The 21149-nt window shown below is 46.6% G+C and carries 22 protein-coding genes; 10 read left to right on the forward strand and 12 right to left on the reverse strand.

The genetic code is table 11. The features are described 5' to 3' along the window. Positions 1-26 precede the first annotated feature (26 nt). On the reverse strand, positions 27-1235 hold the full coding sequence (locus tag QUB70_RS11205) for a hypothetical protein (protein ID WP_332980321.1): 1209 nt from the start codon (positions 1233-1235) through the stop codon (positions 27-29). A gap of 541 nt (positions 1236-1776) precedes the next feature. Between QUB70_RS11205 and QUB70_RS11210 the strand changes: the two genes are divergently transcribed. From QUB70_RS11210 to QUB70_RS11225, 4 genes are all read left to right on the forward strand, one after another. Beyond that, positions 1777-1980 carry a hypothetical protein gene (locus QUB70_RS11210; RefSeq protein WP_332980322.1) on the forward strand — a complete coding sequence of 68 codons (204 nt, stop codon included), beginning with the start codon at positions 1777-1779 and terminating at the stop codon, positions 1978-1980. 90 nt (positions 1981-2070) lie between these two features. Beyond that, a complete protein-coding gene (gene apcA, locus QUB70_RS11215) occupies positions 2071-2556 on the forward strand; it encodes an allophycocyanin subunit alpha (protein ID WP_332980323.1) in 486 nt (161 codons plus the stop codon). Positions 2557-2732: 176 nt separating this feature from the next. After that, a complete protein-coding gene (apcB, locus tag QUB70_RS11220; protein ID WP_096829559.1) occupies positions 2733-3218 on the forward strand; it encodes an allophycocyanin subunit beta in 486 nt (161 codons plus the stop codon). A 418-nt stretch (positions 3219-3636) separates the two neighbouring features. Then, the gene (locus tag QUB70_RS11225; RefSeq protein WP_006634929.1) at positions 3637-3840 is read left to right on the forward strand and encodes a phycobilisome linker polypeptide; all 204 of its coding nucleotides are present in this window, start codon (positions 3637-3639) and stop codon (positions 3838-3840) included. Between the two features lie 225 nt (positions 3841-4065). Here the strand turns inward: QUB70_RS11225 and QUB70_RS11230 are convergent, their stop codons facing one another. Continuing rightward, positions 4066-4488, reverse strand: a complete 423-nt coding sequence (locus QUB70_RS11230; RefSeq protein WP_332980324.1) for an EamA family transporter — start codon at positions 4486-4488, stop codon at positions 4066-4068. Positions 4489-4524: 36 nt separating this feature from the next. Between QUB70_RS11230 and QUB70_RS11235 the strand changes: the two genes are divergently transcribed. Next, positions 4525-5745, forward strand: a complete 1221-nt coding sequence (locus QUB70_RS11235) for an FtsW/RodA/SpoVE family cell cycle protein (RefSeq protein ID WP_332980325.1) — start codon at positions 4525-4527, stop codon at positions 5743-5745. 385 nt (positions 5746-6130) lie between these two features. Here QUB70_RS11235 and QUB70_RS11240 read toward each other — a convergent pair whose 3' ends face one another. Continuing rightward, positions 6131-6784, reverse strand: a complete 654-nt coding sequence (locus tag QUB70_RS11240) for a Crp/Fnr family transcriptional regulator (protein WP_332980326.1) — start codon at positions 6782-6784, stop codon at positions 6131-6133. 659 nt (positions 6785-7443) lie between these two features. On the opposite strand from QUB70_RS11240, the gene hslO reads away from it, so the two are divergent. Next, positions 7444-8343, forward strand: a complete 900-nt coding sequence (hslO, locus tag QUB70_RS11245; RefSeq protein ID WP_332980327.1) for an Hsp33 family molecular chaperone HslO — start codon at positions 7444-7446, stop codon at positions 8341-8343. A gap of 250 nt (positions 8344-8593) precedes the next feature. Continuing rightward, positions 8594-10654, forward strand: coding sequence for a hypothetical protein (locus tag QUB70_RS11250; RefSeq protein WP_332980329.1), 2061 nt, complete (start codon positions 8594-8596; stop codon positions 10652-10654). Positions 10655-10900: 246 nt separating this feature from the next. On the opposite strand, the gene QUB70_RS11255 is transcribed toward QUB70_RS11250, so the two are convergent. The 4 genes from QUB70_RS11255 to QUB70_RS11270 form a co-directional block, all read right to left on the reverse strand. After that, positions 10901-11656, reverse strand: a complete 756-nt coding sequence (locus QUB70_RS11255; RefSeq protein ID WP_332980330.1) for a tRNA(His) guanylyltransferase Thg1 family protein — start codon at positions 11654-11656, stop codon at positions 10901-10903. Further along, complete coding sequence (locus QUB70_RS11260) at positions 11637-12122, reverse strand: AAA family ATPase (protein WP_332980331.1); 486 nt, start codon at positions 12120-12122, stop codon at positions 11637-11639. Before QUB70_RS11260 ends, QUB70_RS11255 begins: the two co-directional genes overlap by 20 nt. A gap of 6 nt (positions 12123-12128) precedes the next feature. After that, positions 12129-12602 carry a TspO/MBR family protein gene (locus QUB70_RS11265; protein WP_332980332.1) on the reverse strand — a complete coding sequence of 158 codons (474 nt, stop codon included), beginning with the start codon at positions 12600-12602 and terminating at the stop codon, positions 12129-12131. Between the two features lie 332 nt (positions 12603-12934). Then, positions 12935-13516: a hypothetical protein gene (locus QUB70_RS11270; protein WP_332980333.1), complete on the reverse strand. Its 582-nt coding sequence runs from the start codon at positions 13514-13516 to the stop codon at positions 12935-12937. A gap of 59 nt (positions 13517-13575) precedes the next feature. On the opposite strand from QUB70_RS11270, the gene QUB70_RS11275 reads away from it, so the two are divergent. Together QUB70_RS11275 and QUB70_RS11280 are read left to right on the forward strand one after the other, a co-directional pair. Continuing rightward, positions 13576-13737, forward strand: a complete 162-nt coding sequence (locus QUB70_RS11275) for a hypothetical protein (protein WP_332980334.1) — start codon at positions 13576-13578, stop codon at positions 13735-13737. Between the two features lie 144 nt (positions 13738-13881). Next, complete coding sequence (locus QUB70_RS11280) at positions 13882-14196, forward strand: hypothetical protein (RefSeq protein WP_039887678.1); 315 nt, start codon at positions 13882-13884, stop codon at positions 14194-14196. Between the two features lie 256 nt (positions 14197-14452). Here QUB70_RS11280 and QUB70_RS11285 read toward each other — a convergent pair whose 3' ends face one another. After that, a complete protein-coding gene (locus QUB70_RS11285; RefSeq protein ID WP_332980336.1) occupies positions 14453-15337 on the reverse strand; it encodes a DUF1232 domain-containing protein in 885 nt (294 codons plus the stop codon). A 79-nt stretch (positions 15338-15416) separates the two neighbouring features. Between QUB70_RS11285 and QUB70_RS11290 the strand changes: the two genes are divergently transcribed. Then, positions 15417-16241 (forward strand): NAD-dependent epimerase/dehydratase family protein, encoded by an 825-nt coding sequence (locus QUB70_RS11290; RefSeq protein WP_332980338.1) that lies wholly within the window; start codon positions 15417-15419, stop codon positions 16239-16241. A gap of 43 nt (positions 16242-16284) precedes the next feature. Here the strand turns inward: QUB70_RS11290 and QUB70_RS11295 are convergent, their stop codons facing one another. The 4 genes from QUB70_RS11295 to sufC all read right to left on the reverse strand — a co-directional run bounded on the left by QUB70_RS11295 (position 16285) and on the right by sufC (position 20955). Then, positions 16285-16914 (reverse strand): Uma2 family endonuclease, encoded by a 630-nt coding sequence (locus QUB70_RS11295; RefSeq protein ID WP_332980340.1) that lies wholly within the window; start codon positions 16912-16914, stop codon positions 16285-16287. A gap of 256 nt (positions 16915-17170) precedes the next feature. Next, complete coding sequence (locus tag QUB70_RS11300; RefSeq protein ID WP_332980341.1) at positions 17171-18433, reverse strand: SufS family cysteine desulfurase; 1263 nt, start codon at positions 18431-18433, stop codon at positions 17171-17173. A gap of 390 nt (positions 18434-18823) precedes the next feature. Beyond that, positions 18824-20167, reverse strand: coding sequence for a Fe-S cluster assembly protein SufD (sufD, locus tag QUB70_RS11305; protein WP_332980343.1), 1344 nt, complete (start codon positions 20165-20167; stop codon positions 18824-18826). After that, a complete protein-coding gene (gene sufC, locus QUB70_RS11310) occupies positions 20164-20955 on the reverse strand; it encodes a Fe-S cluster assembly ATPase SufC (RefSeq protein ID WP_332980345.1) in 792 nt (263 codons plus the stop codon). The genes sufD and sufC overlap by 4 nt, the downstream gene beginning before the upstream one ends. Positions 20956-21149: the final 194 nt, after the last annotated feature.

The raw sequence follows: 21149 nt of genomic DNA on the forward strand, positions 1-21149 counted from the left end.
CAAAAATAGCCGTATTCGTCGCGATGTCAGCTTCCGACAATCTCGCCCTCGATTTCACCGAATTCGATTTTAGTTCCCAAGGCTAAAGTTAGGGTGCTTTCAGGTTCAATCATTTTTATGTCGCCTTGAATGTCTGTGGCCCACCAAGCCCGATCGCACAAATTGGTCAATCCTAACGAAAGCTCGTTTCGCGATCGAGAAGTGACTATAGCTACAAGACCGTTAGATGCTGCGGCTGTTAAACTCGGTATGTCAGAGGTGAATAATTGAGTTCCCGCACTCAGAGAAATGACTCGACTGCCTAATTTCAGGAATAATTGACCGCTGGTAAAAGAATCTGCTGGGGATTTTTGTGATATAATACTAGGCGGAACCTGAGTAGAAGTTGCAGCGGGCAAGTCAGAGTTTCCGACGGTAATTGTACAGTTGCCGATTCTCTTTTGGTCGCCCGATCGCAAATAACTCACCGCCCCGCTATCAACATTCTCGCAAACAATTTGACCTGCTTCCAATTGAAACCGCATGGCCAAGGGCGAAACATTAGGAATGCAGATAATAGACAAATTTTCATCGCTGCCAAAAGTTATCGGTTCCGAACCCAGAGTGAGAGTGCGATTTGCTCCAGTATCGTAACTAATTACCAGCCAAGCTTTGTTGAACAAAGTTTCAGCTACAACCAACATAATTCCAATCCAAAAACCGATCGCAGCACAACCAGCTAAACGGCCCGCCGTACCGGATAAATTGTAAGCAAACAGAATAAACAAACAGCCTCCCAAGACACCCCCAACACCGCCGCCTCCGGTGCCGCGAAGCGCTCCCAAATTAGGAATCCGCTGTGCAAGTCCAAGTCCTAACAAACTGCCAGCTATTCCCCAGCAAATTACTCGCAATAATTCGTTGTTTCCATCGCCAATTCCGCTATAAATGCCTTCGGCGATCGCCCCAGAAATGGCTCCTGCAATTAAACCAAACAATCCGCCATTTTTTAAAGCTTGGTTAATTTGAGGCTTGCCTTTGATATAGTAATAATAGCCGAACATAATCGCAGTAGCAATGCCACCGCCTACCAATCCAAACCAGCGAGCTGTGGAAAATACACTGTCAAAAAAAGATTCCGAACCAGTGAGTCCCTGCATGAAAGGTTCGGTGATGAGATTGCCGGCGAAGCCCCCGACAGCACCGCTAATCCCAAACTGCAAAGCTTTTTTAAGGGCTGATAGATTTCTTTTCACGGCACACCAGGTTAAAAGTGAGAGTCGATCGATTTTAGATTTTGGATTTTAGATTTTAGATTTATTCCACAGATGAGTCTGGGAGCTTAAACTTTGGTCTAAAATTTTGGGTTGCTGGCGACGAGTGTCGGCCAGCAAGTATCCGTTTTTGGACGAGAGCCAAATTTAGCTACAAGCTCGAAAGTCCTGATTTCCGATCGCACATCTCCCCCCTGTCTCCCCGCTGTCTCCCCCTATCTCCCGCTTCCCTCCCTCTCAGGGAAAAGTCTTTGAGCTTCGCGCCCTCGCCCGCCACAAATCCCTCTCAGGGTTCGATCGCCTGCAACCCTTGCTGCGAGGTAATTATAGCGACTTTTTTATCTGTTAAATTTTCACATAGAAGACCCAAGCGAGGGCCCAAATATGAAAAGGAATATTACAAACTATTACAGTAACACTCAGAATGTGAACATAATGCCTCAAAATACTTGCGAGAGGTAGTTGTGTCAGAGGAGCAATAATATCCTTACTAACTGCCCGACAGTCACTCGATCGCCACTAAGTGGCCTGCTGCAATCTCGATCGTAGATTAAAGATCGCATCAGTCATTTGTGGTATTGTAAGCGACAGGCTTAGTGCGAGCACTCACAACCGCACCGGCGTGAAGAACCAGCGCCGTCAAGCACCGAAGGCAGTCACCCGCCAACAACTTCAACAGTTGCTGGCTGTGGAGAGTCCGCCCTTCCCCGTCAAAGCTCCTGCCTGAGCATGAAAGGTAAGGGATGCAAGCGCCCGCCGTCGCTAGCTCAGCGCAGAGCAGTTCGCAATAGCAAAATATCCAGCGGGTACACACAAGATGAGTATCGTCACCAAATCAATCGTCAACGCAGACGCCGAAGCTCGCTACTTGAGCCCAGGTGAATTAGATCGGATCAAGAGCTTCGTCACCTCTGGTGAACGCCGCGTCCGCATCGCCCAAATTTTGAGCGAATCCCGCGAACGTATCGTCAAGACAGCAGGCGACCAACTTTTCCAAAAGCGCCCTGATGTTGTTTCTCCCGGCGGCAACGCTTACGGCGAAGAAATGACCGCAACTTGCTTGCGCGACTTAGATTACTACCTGCGTTTGATCACCTACGGAATCGTAGCTGGCGACATTACTCCGATCGAAGAAATCGGTATTGTCGGCGTCCGCGAAATGTACAGATCTCTCGGCACCCCGATTGAAGCCGTCGCCGAAGGCGTTCGCGCTATGAAAAATGCAGCAGGTGCGCTGCTGTCTGGAGAAGACGCTTCCGAAGCTTCCTCTTACTTCGACTACGTTATCGGTGCGATGCAGTAAGGAATTTCGATTTTAGATTATAGATTTTAGATTGAATAATTGGGGGTTGCTGGTAACAAGCTAAAAGCTTTTGCAGATAACCGACCACTTGAAAATCTCAAATCCCAAATCCCAAGTCCCAAATTCTAGCTCCAAAATTGGACTGACTCAGCCACTTTCAAGGAAACAAGACAACCATGCAAGACGCAATTACCGCCGTTATCAATTCCTCTGACGTTCAAGGTAAGTACCTCGACATCAGCGCTCTAGACAAACTCAAGAACTACTTTGCTTCTGGCGAACTGCGCGTCCGCGCCGCTACCGCCATCAGCGCCAATGCAGCCACAATCGTCAAAGAAGCAGTTGCTAAGTCTCTGTTGTACTCTGACGTAACTCGTCCTGGCGGCAATATGTACACCACCCGTCGCTATGCAGCTTGCATCCGCGACTTGGACTACTACCTCCGCTACGCCACCTACGCCATGCTAGCTGGCGACCCTTCCATCCTCGACGAGCGCGTGCTCAACGGTTTGAAAGAAACCTACAACTCCTTGGGCGTGCCCATCGGTTCTACCGTACAAGCAATCCAAGCAATGAAAGAAGTCACCGCCGGTTTGGTCGGTTCTGACGCTGGTAAAGAAATGGGCGTCTATTTCGACTACATCTCCTCTGGCTTGAGCTAAGACTCAGGAAAAAGGAATAAGGAAAAAGGAAGTTCGGCAACGGATTCTGTAACGGATTCTGTAACGGATGTAACGGATGTAACAGATTTCAGTCCGATGAAAGTCGGAAGAAGAAAGTTCGGCAACGGATTCTGTAACGGATGTAACGGATGTAACGGATGTAACAGATTTCAGTCCGATGAAAGTCGGAAGAAGGAAGAAGATTTATTTCTTGCCTCTTTTAACTTTTAACTTTGGACTTGTTACCTTTGGCTTTGAAAAGAGGTCAGGGAAGTTGAGAGTGATTGCTAGACCGTCAAAGGCTGGTCGAGAAAGCCCGACGAGTTTTAACGAGCTAGTTTTGACTCCTAACTCCCTGCCTTCAATCTTTAAAAAATCCATCTAATAATCTGTAAACCTACTCAGGAGTTTGTTTCCCATGAGAATGTTTAAGGTGACTGCTTGCGTCCCCAGCCAAACACGCATCCGCACTCAGCGCGAATTGCAAAATACCTATTTTACTAAGCTGGTTCCCTACGACAATTGGTTCCGGGAACAGCAAAGAATTATGAAAATGGGCGGCAGAATTATTAAAGTGCAACTGGCTACGGGTAAGCCCGGAGCTAATACAGGTCTACTTTAACATCCGAAGCTGGATTAGTAGAGGGGTAAGAGGTCGAAGGCGACCTCTTTTTTGTTGTTATAGCAGAAGGAAGAAGGAAGAATGTCCAGCGTTGTTAATCTAATCATTGACAAATACAGCGTATTCCAGGTTTGTGAAGTGTAGGGACACCGCGAGTGCCTAAGTCCCTACGGGGGAAGCTCACGATAGGCGGGTGTACTTCATAAATGTGGAATCTGCTGTATTTCAATAAGCCGAAAGTATAACTGCGATAATCGCTAACAAAACAGCAAGCATTTGTGGTAATGTAATAGCCTCTTTCAAGAATAAAGACGATAATAATATAGTAATCAGCGGATAGATAGACGTAACACTCACTACATTGGCAACTTCACCTTTGCCAAGGGCAATAAAAAATACTAATGACGCCACAGTGCCGCAAACGCCAACTAATACGGCAAACAAAATTCCCCTCACATCTCCCTCAAAACTAAAACTCTTAGTTTGGACAAGGATAAATAAAGTCATTAAAATAGCGCCAATTGCTTCATAAAGAAAAGCAGTTTGGTAGTCAATATATTTAGTCGCTAAATTGCCAAAAAATCCCCACAAACCATATAATAGCGAACAAATTAATGCGTAAATTAACCAATCTGGTATTTTAGCCATGTTTGTTAGAGTTTATTGAGATCATTTTTAAATCCTATGACTAATGACATTCGACGCTTCATTCCATTTTTTGACCCCAGCGCGTCTCAATGGGCCGCTGAGGCCCGCTGGCTGAGGTGGCTGACTTTTCTATGGCTGTTTGTAGGACTGACAGCATTGTTTTCGGCTTCCTATCCGATCGCAAATTCAGAATTTGGAGACGGCCTTTATTATTTTAAACGGCAGCTAATCGCAGTGGCGATCGGGCTGGCCGGTTTTAACTTGATGGTATACTCCCCCCTGCGCTACCTGCTGAAAACATCTCAGTTAGGAGTCCTCTTGCTGCTGGGATTGCTGTGGTTGACCTTAATTCCGGGAGTGGGAACCACCGTCAACGGGGCGACTCGCTGGATATCTCTGGGCCCGGTTCCGATTATTCAACCTTCTGAGTTGATCAAGCCGTTTTTTGTTCTCCAAAGCGCCCGCATTTTCGGCAACTGGCCCCGGTTGACAAATAAAGTTCGCTTTACTTGGCTGTTAATTTTCGGCGCAATGCTGTTGGGAATTTTGTTGCAGCCAAATTTAAGCACCACGGCTTTGTGCGGCATGACTTTGTGGTTGGTGGCTTTGGCGGCGGGCTTGCCTTACTTGCAGTTGGGCGCAACGGCGATCGGCGGAATGCTGTTGGCGGTTTTAAGTATTAGTTTTCGGGAATATCAGCGCCGCCGGATTATGTCTTTTCTGAATCCTTGGGCCGATCCGATGCAGGATGGCTATCAGTTGATTCAAAGTCTGCTGGCTGTGGGTTCTGGGGGCATTTGGGGTGTTGGTTTGGGGATGTCGCAGCAAAAGTTATTTTATTTGCCGATTCAGTACAGCGATTTTATTTTTGCTGTGTTTGCTGAGGAGTTTGGTTTGGTGGGAGGTTTCGCGCTGTTGCTGATGTTGGCGGCTTACGGTACGGTGGCTTTGAGGGTGGCGACGCGGGCCCGGAATATTGAGTCTCAGTTGGTGGCGATTGGGGTGATGGTGGTGATGGTGGGACAGTCGCTGCTGAATATTGGGGTGGCGACGGGGGTTTTGCCGACTACGGGTTTGCCGCTGCCGTTTTTTAGTTACGGCGGTTCTTCGATGGTGGCGAGTTTGCTGTTGTCGGGGTTGCTGATTCGGGTGGCTAGGGAGAGTTCTGAGGCTGAGGTGGTTTCTTTGGATGGCCTCCGACAGATGCCCGGAAAGCAGAAGTTACGATCGACCAACGGCACTTCACAAACCGAGTAATTTGTCAAGAAGACAGGGCGGTTGAAACCGCGTCTACACAGACAAAACCCGCCTCCGCGGGTTGAAGACGGGGATGTGAAAATTACCTTATTTTCTTCATTTCTTCAGTCCGCGGAGGCGGACTTTGTTTGTATAGACGCGGTTTCAACCGCCGTCCGATCTATTTCCGCTTTAATATTCTACCAATTTTCAAAAGTATTGCTACACAACAAATGTTATGTTTTTTTCTTCAAATATTGTCGATTGGTGCGTCGCTATGAGATTTTCTATCTTTTTTTGGGGATGGTTGATGGCGACACACCCTACAAATACTACAAATACTGTTGCCTGAATTTTGAAAATTAATATTAGACAGGGTTATGTAGATGCAAATTCCTGTCGCTTGCTACACTGCTTGAGGGTTGCAGCCAAATAAATCGGATGCGGACGCAAAAACATCTTTGTTAAGAATTAAATGCCGATCGCCATCTCGACTGATTAACCCTTGCTGCTGCAATTTTCCCAGCATTCGCGTTACCGTTACCCGAGTCGTGCAAATAGCGTTAGCAATATCTTGATGTGTCAAGCGGATGTTCAAACGAGTCCCCTCAACCACAGGCTGACCGAAATCTTGTTGCAATAATAACAGTAGCTGATACAAACGGTCTTCTACTCGGCGCTGTCCGGCGATCGCCAAAATTGCTTCCATTTGCCGCAGCCGCCTTACCATTTGAGGTAGCAACTCGTGACCCAATTGAGGAGAAGCTTCGATTTCCACCATAGAATACCACATCAAATAAACATCTGATGTCGCCGTAGCTCGGTAAGTCCGCAAGCTTGTCAACCACAAACCGAAGCACATCGAAGGCCCCACCCAACCCAAAAGTCCTTCTTCCCCGTTTGGATAAAGCGTACTCAGTTGTGCTAGACCTTGACAGACTCGCCAAAGGCCTTGCGACATCAAAGGAATGGTTTCGCCCTTGGCATAAAAATGCAAGTTTCGAGTTGCTCCCGTGTTATGCTGGACTTCCGCTAAAAGTGCTTTGGATGTTGGTGGCATATCCGTTATTTCCAGCTAAAAAACATTAGTGTCAGACCTACGCATCTGACTTTAGCTTACCAAGGTAAAGGTTTGGTAATCGTCAGGTTAGCGGCAAGATAAGCTTTAGTCATTAGTCATCAGTCATTAGTCATTAGTCATTAGTTGTTAGTCATTAGTCATCAGTCATTAGTCATCAGTCATTAGTCATTAGTCATCAGTCATTAGTCATCAGTCATTAGTCATCAGTCATTAGTCATCAGTCATTAATCATTAGTTTAGGACTTATGCACGGGTAGCCAGAAACCAGGTTTTTTAGCTTAAATACACGGGCTTAAAATCCTCAATTTCGGTTGAAAAACCAGGTTTATTTGTGGGGGAGTGCGTCCAGGACTATAGTTGTGAGTTGTTATAACATGGCTGAGGATAAGCTGCCTTTGGAAAAATAAATGCACTCGTTATTCTGGGTTTTTCAAATAAATATTTATGTTCAAAAATCAATCAGACTATTTGTTAATAAATAGTCGGTTAATCAAGGTTTTATAGAAAAAATAGGGGAGTTGTGAAGTTCGATCGCACTCCCAGACCCGCCCAGTCAACTGCTGCTATCTGCTGCCACAACCTTCAAGAACTTCTAAAATAGTTCAAGAAGGTATCAAAAGAAAAAAGTAAGGTTTTTCATGGCCGATCAATTAATTCGCGCTACAGCCGCAGAGGGCGGAATTCGCGCTGTAGGCGTCATTACCACCCGCCTCACCGAAGAAGCAAGACGGCGGCACAAGCTCTCCTACGTGGCTACAGCCGCTCTGGGCCGCACGATGTCGGCGGGGCTGTTACTCGCCTCCAGCATGAAACGCCCCGAATCGAGAGTCAACATTCGCATCAAAGGAGATGGGCCGCTGGGCGGACTTCTAATTGATGCGGGACTGGATGGAACGGTTCGAGGTTATGTGGACAATCCCGGAGTGGAACTGCCGCCCAATGCGATCGGCAAACTCGATGTCGGCGGGGCAATAGGCAACGGTTATTTGTACGTGGTGCGGGACGTTGGATACGGTTTCCCTTACTCAAGTACGGTAGAATTGGTTTCCGGCGAAATTGGCGACGATCTGACTCACTATTTGGCAACCTCGGAGCAGACGCCTTCGGCTTTGGTTTTGGGGGTATTTGTGGGGGCTGGGGGGGTGCAAGCGTCTGGGGGCGTGCTGTTGCAGGTTCTGCCGAAGGCGGCAACGGACGAAAAATTAGTGCAAACTCTAGAATCTAGAGTTGCTGCACTGTCGGGCTTTACGCCGCTGCTGCGATCGGGCAAAACGCTGCACGAGATTCTGGAAGAGTTATTGGGAGATATGGGGCCCGAAATTTTCCCGGAAACTCAGATGGTGCGCTTTCACTGCGGCTGTTCGTTCGATCGAGTTTTGGGAGCTCTGAAAATGTTGGGCGAAGCCGAACTCCAAGACATGATTGAAAAAGATGGCGGGGCTGAGGCTACGTGCCATTTCTGCAACGAGGTTTACAAAGCTAACACCGATCAGCTTGCGGAACTAATTGGCGATTTGCGCTCGAACTCCGGTTCTTGAGACGATAATGTGTAATTGGCTCTATTGAGTGCGAGTTAGGGATGAGGGCCTTGACCAATTGCCAATTACGCATTATCAATTACCTAATTGCGAAATTTTGATTTTGGCGGCGCAGGCGATCGGCTCTTGCAGTCTTGGGCCGGCGGGAGTATGTAAAAGTGATGAATACATTTTATAGAGCAGTTGATAGTATCGCTCTCCGTTTTGAAATACTTAAGACTCGCTGGTTGTTGTTGGTGGTGAGCATGATATGAGTCAAGATCGCAAAACATCAGGCCCTTGGTCTGCATCAGAATCATTGGAGTCAACAAAGGATACTTCATCGCTGGTGCCACTTCCAGCAAGGAAAAACCGGGCTGAGCGACTTAAAGAGCTCCGAGAGCTGGTTACTTTGGGAAAACTGCCGGGAGGGCATCTGGAACTACCGCCGAATTTGTCTGGGGAAAACTCGCAGCCGCCGGAACACAATCCGTTGTGGCGGAGCTGGTCGAATAAGTGGCAGTTTTGGCTGGCGGTGAGTTTGATGCTGTCTGTGGGTATGGGGTTTGTGGCAATTGCGTCTTTGCTCAACCTGACCTCGCAGTCGAACTGCTCAAAGATTTTTTGGCCGACGGCTTCTGCTAACGATCGCTTTTTTTGCGCTCAAGAAGCAGCTAGCAAGCGGACGGTGGATGATTTGCTTTTGGCGATCGAATTAGTGAATGCTTTGCCGCCAGACCACCCGCTGCGACCGAGAATTAACGGTCAAATCGATCGGTGGTCGGAGGATATTCTCAGGTTGGGAAATGCTAGCTTCCAAGAAGGGAAGCTGGAGGAGGCGATTGCGATAGCTCGCAAGGTTCCTCAAAACGTTCCCGCTTACCCGACGGTGGAAAAGCAGATTGAAAAGTGGCAGTCGATATGGAGCGATTCAGAGAAAATTTACCGCACGGCCGAAGACCACTTGCGTCAGGAAGAGTGGGCGCTGGCTTTCCGCGAAGCTACTCTGCTGTTGGATTCGGGAAATACTTTCTGGGAATCGGCTAAGTACGAGGAATTGACTGAGGCAATTCAGGCGACTCGGGCTGAGGGCAATAAGTTGGTAAAAGCCCGGAATAAAGCCTCGGAGGGAGGGTTCGACAATCTGGTGACGGGGATTAAGCTGGCTGAGGGAATTGGTCAAAACAGTTATTTGTATCAAGCTGCTAATAAGCTGATCGCGGAATTTAGCAAGAAAATGATGGATATCGCCCAAAAACGCTTGCAAGCAGGCGATTGGCAGCAGGCGACCGCAATGGCTAACAAGATTCCAGAGTCGGCAAATTTAAAGGAACAAGTTCAGGATTTTAACGAGTTGGCTAATGCTACTTCTCAGGCTTTGACTGGCTCTGTTGATGGTTTGTCTAAGGCGATCGAGTCCGCTCAAAAGTTGAAGTCGGGCCGCCCTTTGTACCAACAAGCTCAAGATTTAGTCGGCCGCTGGCAGCAAGAAATCGCTGATGTGAAAGTTTTGGATTTGGCAAGCAGGCTGGCGGCGCCGGGAGGGGTAAATAATTTGAGGGCTGCGATCGCGCAATTGCAAACAGTCCCGGAATCAAATCCCCGCTCTGAGCAAGCTCTCCGTCAAATTAGCCGCTTGAGCCGTCAAATCGAGCTGCTGGAAGACAGTCCGTATTTGCAAAGAGCGAACGATTTGGCGAGGACGGGCGATCCGAATTCTCTGGAGGCCGCCGTTGCTCAAGCTTCTCGGATCGGTAGAGGTAGGGCGCTTTACGTGGAAGCTCAGGGCAAAATTCAAGCTTGGATCGAGAGGAGACAGCGGCTTGTTGACCAGCCGTTTTTGGACAGAGCTCAGCAGCTAGCGGCGGCCGGCAATTTGGCGGGGGCAATTGAGATGGCCCGCCGGATTCGATCGGGACGGGTGCTTTACGAGCAAGCTCGATCGAACATTCGGACTTGGGAGGCTCAATTTCAGGGCGAGCAAGGTTTGCAGAGCGCCCGTCAGGTCGCCCGATCGGGTACTGCTGACGCTTTGCAAACGGCAATTTCCCTGGCAAGTCAGGTGCCGCAGTCGAGTTCGCTCCGGTGGCAGGCGAGTGAGGCGATTGATGAGTGGAGCCAGCGGATTTTGGCGCTTGGTGTGGAACAGTCGTCGTCGGATCTGGCTGGGGCGATCGCGACTTTGAAGAAAATTCCTTCGGGCACTCGGGCTTTTGAGCAAGCTCGATCGCAAATCAAAGTTTGGGAGGAGTCGCTGAATCCTCCCGATGCTGAATCTCCCCCTCCAGAACCCCCGGAAACTGAGCCTCCGACTAGCTCTGGCAGTCGCTAGGTTAACTCGCTTGCCCGACTTTGGGCGGGGGGTTTAAACCCCCGTCTCAAAGCTTGCATTCGGTTAAAACCGACTGAGCATTAGACCTCTTGCAAAAATCCTTTTAATCAAATTCTGGAACGGGCTCTGGGGCCCATTCCACAAGAAAAAAAATTTTGTGGGATGGGCCCCAGAGCCCGTCCTAGTTATTTTTGCAAGAGGTCTATTCATCAATTGCCACCGGATTTGACAAGATATCCTTAATGGTTAATCGCCAACATTTAAAAATTGGTAAATAAATTCTTTGTATTCCTCTTTCATTGGCAGCTCTTCATCGACTTTGAGCCGCCGCCGCACTGCCACAACTTCTTTGCGTTCGATCGGGTTATAACCTGGTTTATCGTATTTTTCCCAATACAATCCCGTTCCCCGGCGCTGCCAAGCCGGCAGTTCGTTAAAATTAATTCCGTTTTGAAACAGCAATTCGTTTTTGAAAGCCACCGATTGTTTGTCTAATATAACTGCTGCATTTTCACCCGTTTCGCCATTTTTTCGCAGCATCCAATAACTCCAGCCATTCAAAGCGCACCGCGCTGCATCTGCTTGGCGCCATAGAAAATAATCTACTACTTGCGATTTGTTGGCTGCGGAACAAATGCGGCTGTCAAAAGTGACTGCTGTTTGGGCGGCGCGAGTGAAAGTTGCGCTGGCAATACTGGCAGAAATAGAGACAATTTTTTCTAAGCTGCGATCGAATAAATCCCAATCTGGAGGGAACAAAACTGATATTTCGTCGCTTTCGGTGTAAGCGTAAATGCCGTCTAGTTCTGACAGCAGCGCTTTGGCAGTTTCCACCATTAATTCGTGAAATTTTAAGTCGAAAGGCTTCTCAAAACTTGAGGAAGTAAATTTTGAAAAATTGCGACCGTCGGCGCGAATTACTGTGTGAGTTCCCGGCAATAAACGCAGGCTGTGAAAATATTCAAGCTCGCGCATTTTTTTTTCAAATATTTGATTGTCCATGAATAACTTCCTCTGCGGGCAAGGTTTTTACTTCAAAGGTAAAGTTGTCTGATAGGCGGGCAAAAAACAGCCGATCGAACCCTTCGCCGTAACTGGGCACTACCATTTTTTTTAGAGTAGCATAAATTGCTATATCTGGAACTTGAGATTTGCCCGATCGCTTTTGATTTCGAGCTAAACAGTCGCTGACTGTTGATTCCAAGTAGTAACCGATGATTTGGGCATTATAGGTGCGACCGATATCAATCAGCGGCCTGCGATCGAGAACTTCGGGATTGGTATTGTCAACAGCTACTGAATGACCTGCTTTCAGTGCATTTTCAATTAATTGAATTTGTCTGCGCGATTTATTTTTATTGTTTCGCATTAAATCTTTGCTGACCAAAACGTGCGTGGCAGCTAAATAGTCGCGGAAAAATGTGCTTTTTCCCGATGCTTGCAATCCCATTAAAATGACTAATTCCATGAGAGGCTAAACATCCGCCGCATTCAAGTGCATCATTGCCCAAGTGGTGTAAGTGCCGATCGGACTCCAAAGTATGTAAGGCAGCAATAACAGGGCCGCAGGCTGCGAAACTTGCAAGACGCTTAAAGCTAGCAGCACGCTTAAAATAGCCCCCGTTCCGCCGATAATTGTCCCGACTTTCAGGCTACGCAATTTGCACATAACGGGCGTGTAAGAAATAGTCACTATTTCTAAAAGCAGGTACAAACCCATTCTCAGCCAAGTTTCCTGAATACCCGGTTCTTTTTCCCAAACAATCACTGCTGACCAAGCTGCACAAATAAAAATTACTGTCCAAATTACGGGAATTGCTTTTTCAATTACTAGCCATCTCGGACGCTGCAAGCGGTTGAACCACTTGATGTCGCTGGGCGCGATTATGTTAGCGGCTAAAGCTACTACAAAGGCGACGCCTCCAATTACCATCCAGGATTTAATCATTTCTCTACCTTTTGTTAGATTGACGGCTGAGATTAAATATATATTTTAGGTAATTCCGACGGAAAATACATCTGCATCCAGTCTGAAATTTATAATTTACAGGTTACTTAGACTGATTGAAAACCGCAAATTTATTGCCTTGATACTCCTGGGGGCTGAACCTAATTATGTAGGGTGCGCACTGCGCACCTTACCTCTATAAGGAATGAAAAATCAATAACTTGCACAATTAAACCCCAGAAGCCTTGATCCAAGGTAAACTATTGCTCTATTAGTCACCTTATTTATTTTTCATTCCTAAGTAGCGCTTAGTCTTTCAAAAAAATCGGCAGCTAGCCGAGGCGGTGATGCTGTTCTAATTCTAAACTAGAGTCATCATCTTTTTTGGGAACCAGAAGCGTATTTTCGCTGCTCGGTTGCAACACGGCTTTAATCACTTGGAGAAAACGGTTAGGCTTTTTAGCTTGACCGTTGAGACTGCGGCGGTCTTGTACCTTTTGAGAAAGGTGCCGCATCACAGATAAATCGAGTTCATCGATGAAATGGTCTGCGATACGTTCTCCCATTAAATCAATAGCTTCAGCATACTGATCTGTCAGCGTTTCTATGGCATCGTATGCTTCGTCAGCAACTTGACTTGCTACTGTTTTATTTTGGTCGCCTGATGTCGGGGAATGGCTGCGGCGCCGGTCTAAAAGACTTTGGTACTCAGCAATGCTCATTCCCAAATTGTAAAGATGGTGGTGAGCGTGATCCATCAAATCTACTTCACTGGGATAGAAGAAACCGCGACTGCTGTTGATGGCGTGCAGTTTGGCCCAACGCCGCAGATTTGTCTCATCTTGCAGTTGGTATCGCTCCAACATTTGAGCTGTGTTCAGCTCTACTTCTGGCGTAACTTTGAAATCGCTCATCGGTAAATCCTCGCTGGTGAGTAAATAAATAAAATTGAAACTTAGAATCTGTGATTTGGGTGCAGTCTGAAAATGACGATCCTTTGACGGCATTCACGGAAGTCTTGCGGGCAGTTGCTAGGGCTCAAACGAGCGATCGTGCGATCGAGTCAGAGGATTTCAGGGTAGCTTACTTTTGGGCTTTGTCTCGATCGCATCCGGGAGCAAGCACACTGGGTTAATAATATAGCTGATTTAGTGTTTTAACAATCGTTAAAAATAGTAAAGTTTGATTTTTTGCCTTGAATTGTTAGTAAGGTTGAGCTATAATACTCTAAACAACAGTGCAATTAGTAATTTTAGTAGTTGCAAACGAGATTCTTAGTATGCCTGTATACGATTATTTTTGTCCCAAAAACAACCAGCAGTTAGAAGTTTCGCACAGCATGAACCTGGAAGTTTCGACTTGGGGCCAACTGTGCGAGTTGGCTAAGTGCGAACCCGGGGACACTCCCGCAGATGCTCCGGTACGCCGACTGCTGAGCGCTCCGAGATTGATGAAGCCGACATCCGACACCGATTATAAAAATTCGGGTTTCAGCAAGTACGTGAAGCGGGATGAAGGGGTTTATGAAAATGTCACCGCCAAGGATGGTGAAAGCCGTATTGTCAATCGAGATGGCAAGCCGATTAAAGACTGAGAACCCACAATAATCAAGTTTTCAGTTGAGTGAATTACAGATATTGGGTAGGGACACGGCAGTGCCGTGTCCTGTATTTTATCCGATTGACAACTGCTATATTATTCAGATTATATTATTCCGATTCAGATCGTGTTCGGTCGAGCGATCGCGATTTTTGTAGGAGCGGGTTCACCAACAATACCTGCCAATAATTGATAATCTTAAAAACCCGCCAGACCGGGATATTAGGGTTAATCGCGCGGACATAATATTATTAACCGAACCAATCTTTCATTTTTTGTTTGGCTTGTTCTTTAGTATCAGCATTAATGTATACTGAAACAGTAGCTATTGCCGCCAGCAATACTCCCAAATCGTCTGTAAATCCGATGCTGGCTAATATATCGGGAATGGCATCGACAGGAGATATAAAATAAGTCAAAGCTCCAACTACAACTCCTTTTGCCCAAGCAGGCACGTTTGGGTTCTGAGCCGTATAGTATAGAATCAAAGCTTTTTCAACTACTTCTCTTCCTGCGGTTAAAGCAAAGTTTTTAAGTTTAGTCCAAAAACTTTCATCTGAATAGTTAATTTTGGGGTTGCTGAGGTTTGTTGTGGTTCCTTTTGGGTCGAGCAAATCGAGAGGGATGCCATTAGTTTTAAGCTGGGAAACAGCAGAATTGAAGGATGCTGATGCCAGATTTTTATTTGGCGCGGCCTCCCGTATTTGTTTCATGTCTGCGATAAATTCCTGCATGGCTTGGATTTGCAAGTCGGAAACCGCCAGCAGTTTTTTTGCGGATTGGATCGCCTCGCTTTCTGCGGGATGCAGCGTCTTATTAGCCCCAGCAATGTTAATTAAAAAATACATGACTCCCAAACGCAGCGGTTCTTCTGACTCGCTGAGTGTTTGCAAACAGTCGCCCAGGGATGGGGGACTGGCTGTGTATGATTGGATTTGAGTCTTTGCAGAGTCAGAAAATTTGTCTAAATTGATGGTTTTAAACAACAAATCTAGTTCGTCAATATCAACTGAACCATCGGCGGCTGCGATCGCAAACAAAGAACCATAAAAAGCTAAAAGTTCGCTTTCTGAGGATGTGGCAAAAATATCTCTCTCGGACACGATGCTACTGGGATTGATAACGACCCTTTGCATTTTACCACAAAACTCAGCGCGCCATGATTTCAGAAACAGGCAATAATTTGAGAGAACATGACACAATGGAGAATTTTTTATGAAAGTTGCGATCGTCGGCTGCGGCTATGTGGGTACTGCGACAGCCCAACATTTACGCGACACATCTGATTGTACTGTGACGGCGACAACTACGACGGCGAGCCGAGTAGTTGAACTGGAGGGTGTCGCCCAGCGGGTAGCCGTGCTCGAGGGAAATGACAGAGAGGCAATGACGGCTGTATTGCAAGAACAAGATGCTGTTATGCTGTGCGTAGGTGCTCCAAATTCTCAGGCTTATCGGGAGAGTTATTTAGAGACTGCGACAACTTTAGTATCGGTTTTACAGCAGATACCGACAGTAAAGCAGGTTATTTATACGGGTACTTATTCTGTGTATGGCGATCGCCAAGGTGAATTGGTAAATGAAGAATCGCCCGTCGCACCAGCTAATCCAAACAGTGAAATTATGGCAGAAACTGAACGGGTTTTATTAGCAGCATCTAGTCCAAATCTTCACGTCTGCATTCTCCGTTTGGGAGGAATTTATGGGCCGGGGCGAGAATTAGTTAAAATCTTTGGAGGCTGGGCCGGGAGCACTCGTCCCGGTAGGGGGGAAGATGCTACTAATTGGGTGCATCGAGATGATATTGTTGGGGGGTTAACCTTTGCTTTGGAAAATCGCTTGCAGGGAATTTACAATTTAGTCGGGGATGTGTCGCTATCCAGTGGTGAATTGCTCGATCGCATTTTTGAAACTCACAATCTACCTAAAGTTTCCTGGGATGGAAGTCCTAGCGTGCGGCCTTATAATGCGAGGGTGTCGAATCTCAAGATTAAGGCGGCTGGCTATCAGTTTGTTCATCCTGAAATTAGGGAGCTTTAATAGAAGAGTGGGCGGTTGAAACCGCCGTCTTATATACATAATATTATATTTTACCCTTAACCCAAGTTCTAAAGGATTTCAGCAAAGCCATTTCCCCCATCGTAGTGCGAGTGAAAAACCCAGCCATTTCCGCTACCGATACAAAGGGAAAAGCTATACTAAAGTCGCGCTCAATGTATTCAGTCTCTACTAACTGATAAAATTTCAAAACTCGCCCGTTATACAGCCACAGTTCCGGGACTCCAAGTGCTGAATAAATGGCAAACTTATCAACTGAACTGCTGGTAATATCTATTTCAATTGCTAAGTCGGGCGGTGGGGCTGTTTCTAAATCCAGTTCTTCCCTGTCTCTGACTGCTGGTTCACTTTGGATATAATAGCAATTGTCAGGTTCTATGCCCTTTTGAACCCGTTTTCGCTTAAGAGTCATTGAGCCAGCACTTTTGATTTCAATGCCGAGTTCTTCTGCCAAAATGAAAATGAAGCGATCAAACTTAATCTTGGGATTTTCATGTTCGTATAAAGGACTCATAATTTCCAGTCTCCCTTCATCGTAAGCTATGCGATAACCTCGCTTATCGCCTATTTCTTTGAGCAGCGTTTCAAAGGTTGACCAGCTAATATTTTCTAACAGTGTTCTCTGTTCGGCTAAACTTGAAGTAGTAGCAATCATCTCAAAATCTCCTTGAGCTGAGAAAACTCTAGTTTTATTTTACCACAGGCCCAGATACTATCAAAAAGGGGGTGCTTTTTTAGCAACCGCAGATGCAGGCGGATAGACGCGGATGAACGCGGATGGATGAAAGGGCGATCTCTCTTCACAAAGCTTTACTTTTTCCTCTTGCTTCTTTATTGTTTTATCCGCGTTCATCCGTGTTCATCGGCCGACATCTGCGGTTCAAAAAAAGCCATTTCAATCACTAATTAACTTACCCCATAATCCCAGCAAAAAAGTCGATCGTCTCTTTCAACGCTTTCACAAACACATCAATCTCCTCGCGAGTATTGTAAAAATACAAACTCGCCCGCGCCGTAGATGAAACGTTCAAATAGCGGTGCAAAGCTTGCGTGCAGTGATGCCCGGAACGAATCGCGACTCCCTCCTGATCTAACATCGTAGACAAGTCTTGAGGGTGAATTTCTCCCGCAGTAAATGCCGCCAAAGCAGCCCTACCTTCGCCATTGCTGTCTGGCTGCGGCCCGTAAATTTTGATTTCGGGAATTTGCCGCAATTGTTGGAACATATAAGCGGTCAATTCTGCTTCGGCAGCGTGAATCTTATCCATGCCAATGTTACTAAGATAGTCGATTGCGGCACCGAGGGCGATCGCCTCGCCGATTGCAGGGGTGCCAGCCTCAAATTTGTGCGGCAAATCGGCATAGGTGGAATAATCTAGAAACACCTCAGCAATCATCTCGCCACCGCCGAAAAACGGAGGCATTTCTCTCAGCAAGTCCAGTTTACCGTACAGAAAACCGATGCCAGTCGGAGCGCACATTTTGTGACCGGAAGCAACCAGCCAATCGCAATCTATTGCTTGCACGTCTACTATCATGTGCGGCACGCTTTGGCAAGCATCTATTAAAACTTTTGCGCCGAAACTGTGGGCAATTTCGCAGATTTCTTTGACAGGACTAATGCAGCCTAAAGTATTAGAAACGTGAACGGTTGACACCAATTTAGTTTTATGGGAAATCAGCGTTTTAAACTGTTCCACATCAAACTCGTTCGTTTCCGTTAACTCAACAAACTTCAGCACCGCACCGGTTCTTTGAGCCATCATTTGCCAGGGAACGAGATTGCTGTGGTGTTCCATCACCGACAGAATAATTTCATCTCCGGCTTGCAGATTGCTCAAACCCCAAGAATAAGCAACCAAATTAATCGCTTCGGTGGCGTTGCGAGTGTAAACAATTTCTTGCCGCGAAGCCGCATTGATAAACGCTGCTACTTTGTCTCTAGCACCTTCGTAAGCATCAGTCGCTTTGGCGCTGAGAGTGTGAGCGCCGCGGTGCACGTTTGCATTATATTGTTCGTAGTAATCGCGCCAAGCGTTGAGCACAGCTAGGGGTTTTTGAGAAGTAGCTGCATTGTCTAGATAAATTAGCGGTTTGCCGTTGACTTTTTCATTCAAAATAGGGAAGTCGCCGCGAGCTTTTGAGGCAAGTGTTTTTTCTTGAATAAGTGTCATATTTTTTGAAGTTAATAATGATTTTTGGCGGGCTAGTTGCTGATTTTGGGCGGGCTAGAAGCCCACCCCACAAGAACATTTAATGTTTGTGGAACAGGCTTCTAGCCTGTTGCTAATTTTGGGCGGGCTAGAAGCCCACCCCACAAGAATTAATATTGATCTTTGTGCGAACAGGCTTCTAGCCTGTTGTTGATTTTTGGCGGGCTAGAAGCCCACCCCACAAGCATGAATATTGATCTTTGTGGAACAGGCTTCTAGCCTGTTGTTGATTTTTGGCGGGCTAGAAGCCCACCCCACAAGCATGAATATTGATCTTTGTGGAACAGGCTTCTAGCCTGTTGCTAATTCTGGATTGTTGTGGAACAGGCTTCTAGCCTGTTGCTAATTCTTTTATTCTTGAATAGCCACGCAGGTAGAAAGCATTTTCGCCACGCCAATAATTGGCAACTGATTGAGTATTTCTGCTGCAAAAGCATCGATTAGCAAATAGCGGCTTCTTTCTAAATCCAAACCGCGACTTTGCAAGTAGAAAAGTTCATCGTCTTCTAATTGACTGACAGTTGCACCGTGGGAACATTTAACGTTGTCGGCGACAATTTCTAACTGCGGTTTAGTGTCTACGCGAGCTCTCGGCGACAGCAACAAATTCCGGCTCAATTGTCCGGCATCTGTCAATTGTGCGGCTTTGCGAACGAAAACTTTGCCGTTAAATACAGCGCGAGCTTTGTTGCCGATAATGCACTTGTGCAATTGGCGGCTTGTACCGTGGGGGTGATTAAAATCGATTAAACTGTGAGTGTCAGATAACTGTTCGCCAAAGGCTACGGTTAAACCATTTAGAGTTGTTTCAGTGGCTTCGCCGCGCTGAAATACTTCTAAATTGTGCCGCGATATTTTGCCTCCCAAGCTGATAGCATGACAAGTATAACGGCTATTGCGGGATTGCTCGATCGCACTTTTGCCGATATGAACAACCTCTCCACCTTCCCGCTGAAGCCGAACGTGATTCACAGTGGCGTTTTCGCCGACAACAACATCCGTTACAGCATTCGTAAATGCAGCGACATTACCGATAGTTGCGTAATCCTCAACCAGCGTGACATTGCTTCCAGGCTCAGCTATGACCAAGCAGTGCGGCTGACACATCGTGGGAGATGCACCTGGCGCTGTCAGGAACAGCAAGTGAATCGGAAGGTCGATCGACATATTGGCCGGCACGAACACCACCGCAGAATCCGCTAAACCCGCCATATTCAGCGCGGTAAACACCTCTGTTTGCTGTTTGTGCTTGCTCAAAACATCGGTGATGCGCGATCGATATTTTTCGGGTACATTAGATAGATTACCTGCGTAAAAGTCGAGTGGCAAATTCGGAAAAACCGCCGACTCCACCGTTGACAAATCCGGCGCATAAAAACCGTTGACAAATACCAATCTTAATGGTAAATCATCCCGATTTTTCACAGGCATAATAATATCAGCCAGCTTAACCGTTGACTGATTGCTCTGGGGTATATGAAAAGGAATTTGCAACACCGGCGACAAATCAGTAAAGCGCCATTCCTCATCCCGCACCGTCGGAAAACTCGAAGCAAGCACGTATTCAGTCGCAGCATCCCGCAAATCCTGCAAACCGTAAGCCGAAGTTTTGCTATTAGCAACTTCTAACTTACCGCACTGATTCACCAAATCAGCCAAAAACATTTCCCTAGTAGCAACTTGCGTATTCATCATCGCGCGCCCACTCCTGCTGCTTCCTCTTCCACAACCCAATCATAACCGCGCTCTTCCAATTCCAGCGCCAACTCTTTCGGGCCAGTCAAGATAATTCTGCCCGCTTCCATGACATGAATAAAATCAGGAATAATGTAATTCAGCAACCGCTGATAGTGAGTAATCACCAACATCGAATTTTCAGCATTTGACAACTGATTCACACCGCCGGCGACAATCTTGAGAGCATCGATATCCAAACCAGAATCAGTCTCATCCAAAATAGCTAACTTCGGTTCCAACAGCGCCATTTGCAAAATTTCATTCCGCTTTTTCTCGCCGCCGGAAAAACCCTCATTCACGCTGCGGCCTAAAAAAGAATCATTCATCTTGACAATATCCAGCTTGTCCTCGATTAAATCTTGGAAATCAAAAGCATCCAATTCTTCCAAGCCGCGATGTTTGCGGTGAGAATTGTAAGCCACGCGCAAGAAATCCAGATTGCTAACGCCGGGAATTTCTAAAGGATATTGGAAAGCTAGGAACACGCCAGCCAGAGAGCGTTCTTCCGGCGCTAATTCCAGCAAATTTTGACCCAGAAAAGTAACTTCTCCGCCCGTTACCGTATAAGCAGGATGGCCAGCTAATATCTTGGATAAAGTGCTTTTTCCCGAACCGTTTGGGCCCATAATCGCGTGAATTTCACCCGATTTAATTTCCAGATTCAAACCCTTCAGGATTTGGGTATCTTCCACATTCGCAGTTAAATCGCGGACGGATAGCACCACTTGACTATTTTCAACAATCATCTCTTTTTTTCCTAACTCCTCTGATTTTTTGGTCTGGTTGCGATTTAACTTTTGCCTAACTCCTGAATTGATGAAGGAACCGCAGATGTTAGGCAGATAAACACGGATAAACGCAGATGATTTTAGGATTGTATTGAATTTGGGAAAAGGGATAAGGACTTAGATTCCTTAAATAGAAACGAAATTATCAATGG

The sequence above is a fragment of the Microcoleus sp. A003_D6 genome (genome assembly GCF_036702825.1).
Lineage (GTDB): Bacteria > Cyanobacteriota > Cyanobacteriia > Cyanobacteriales > Microcoleaceae > Microcoleus.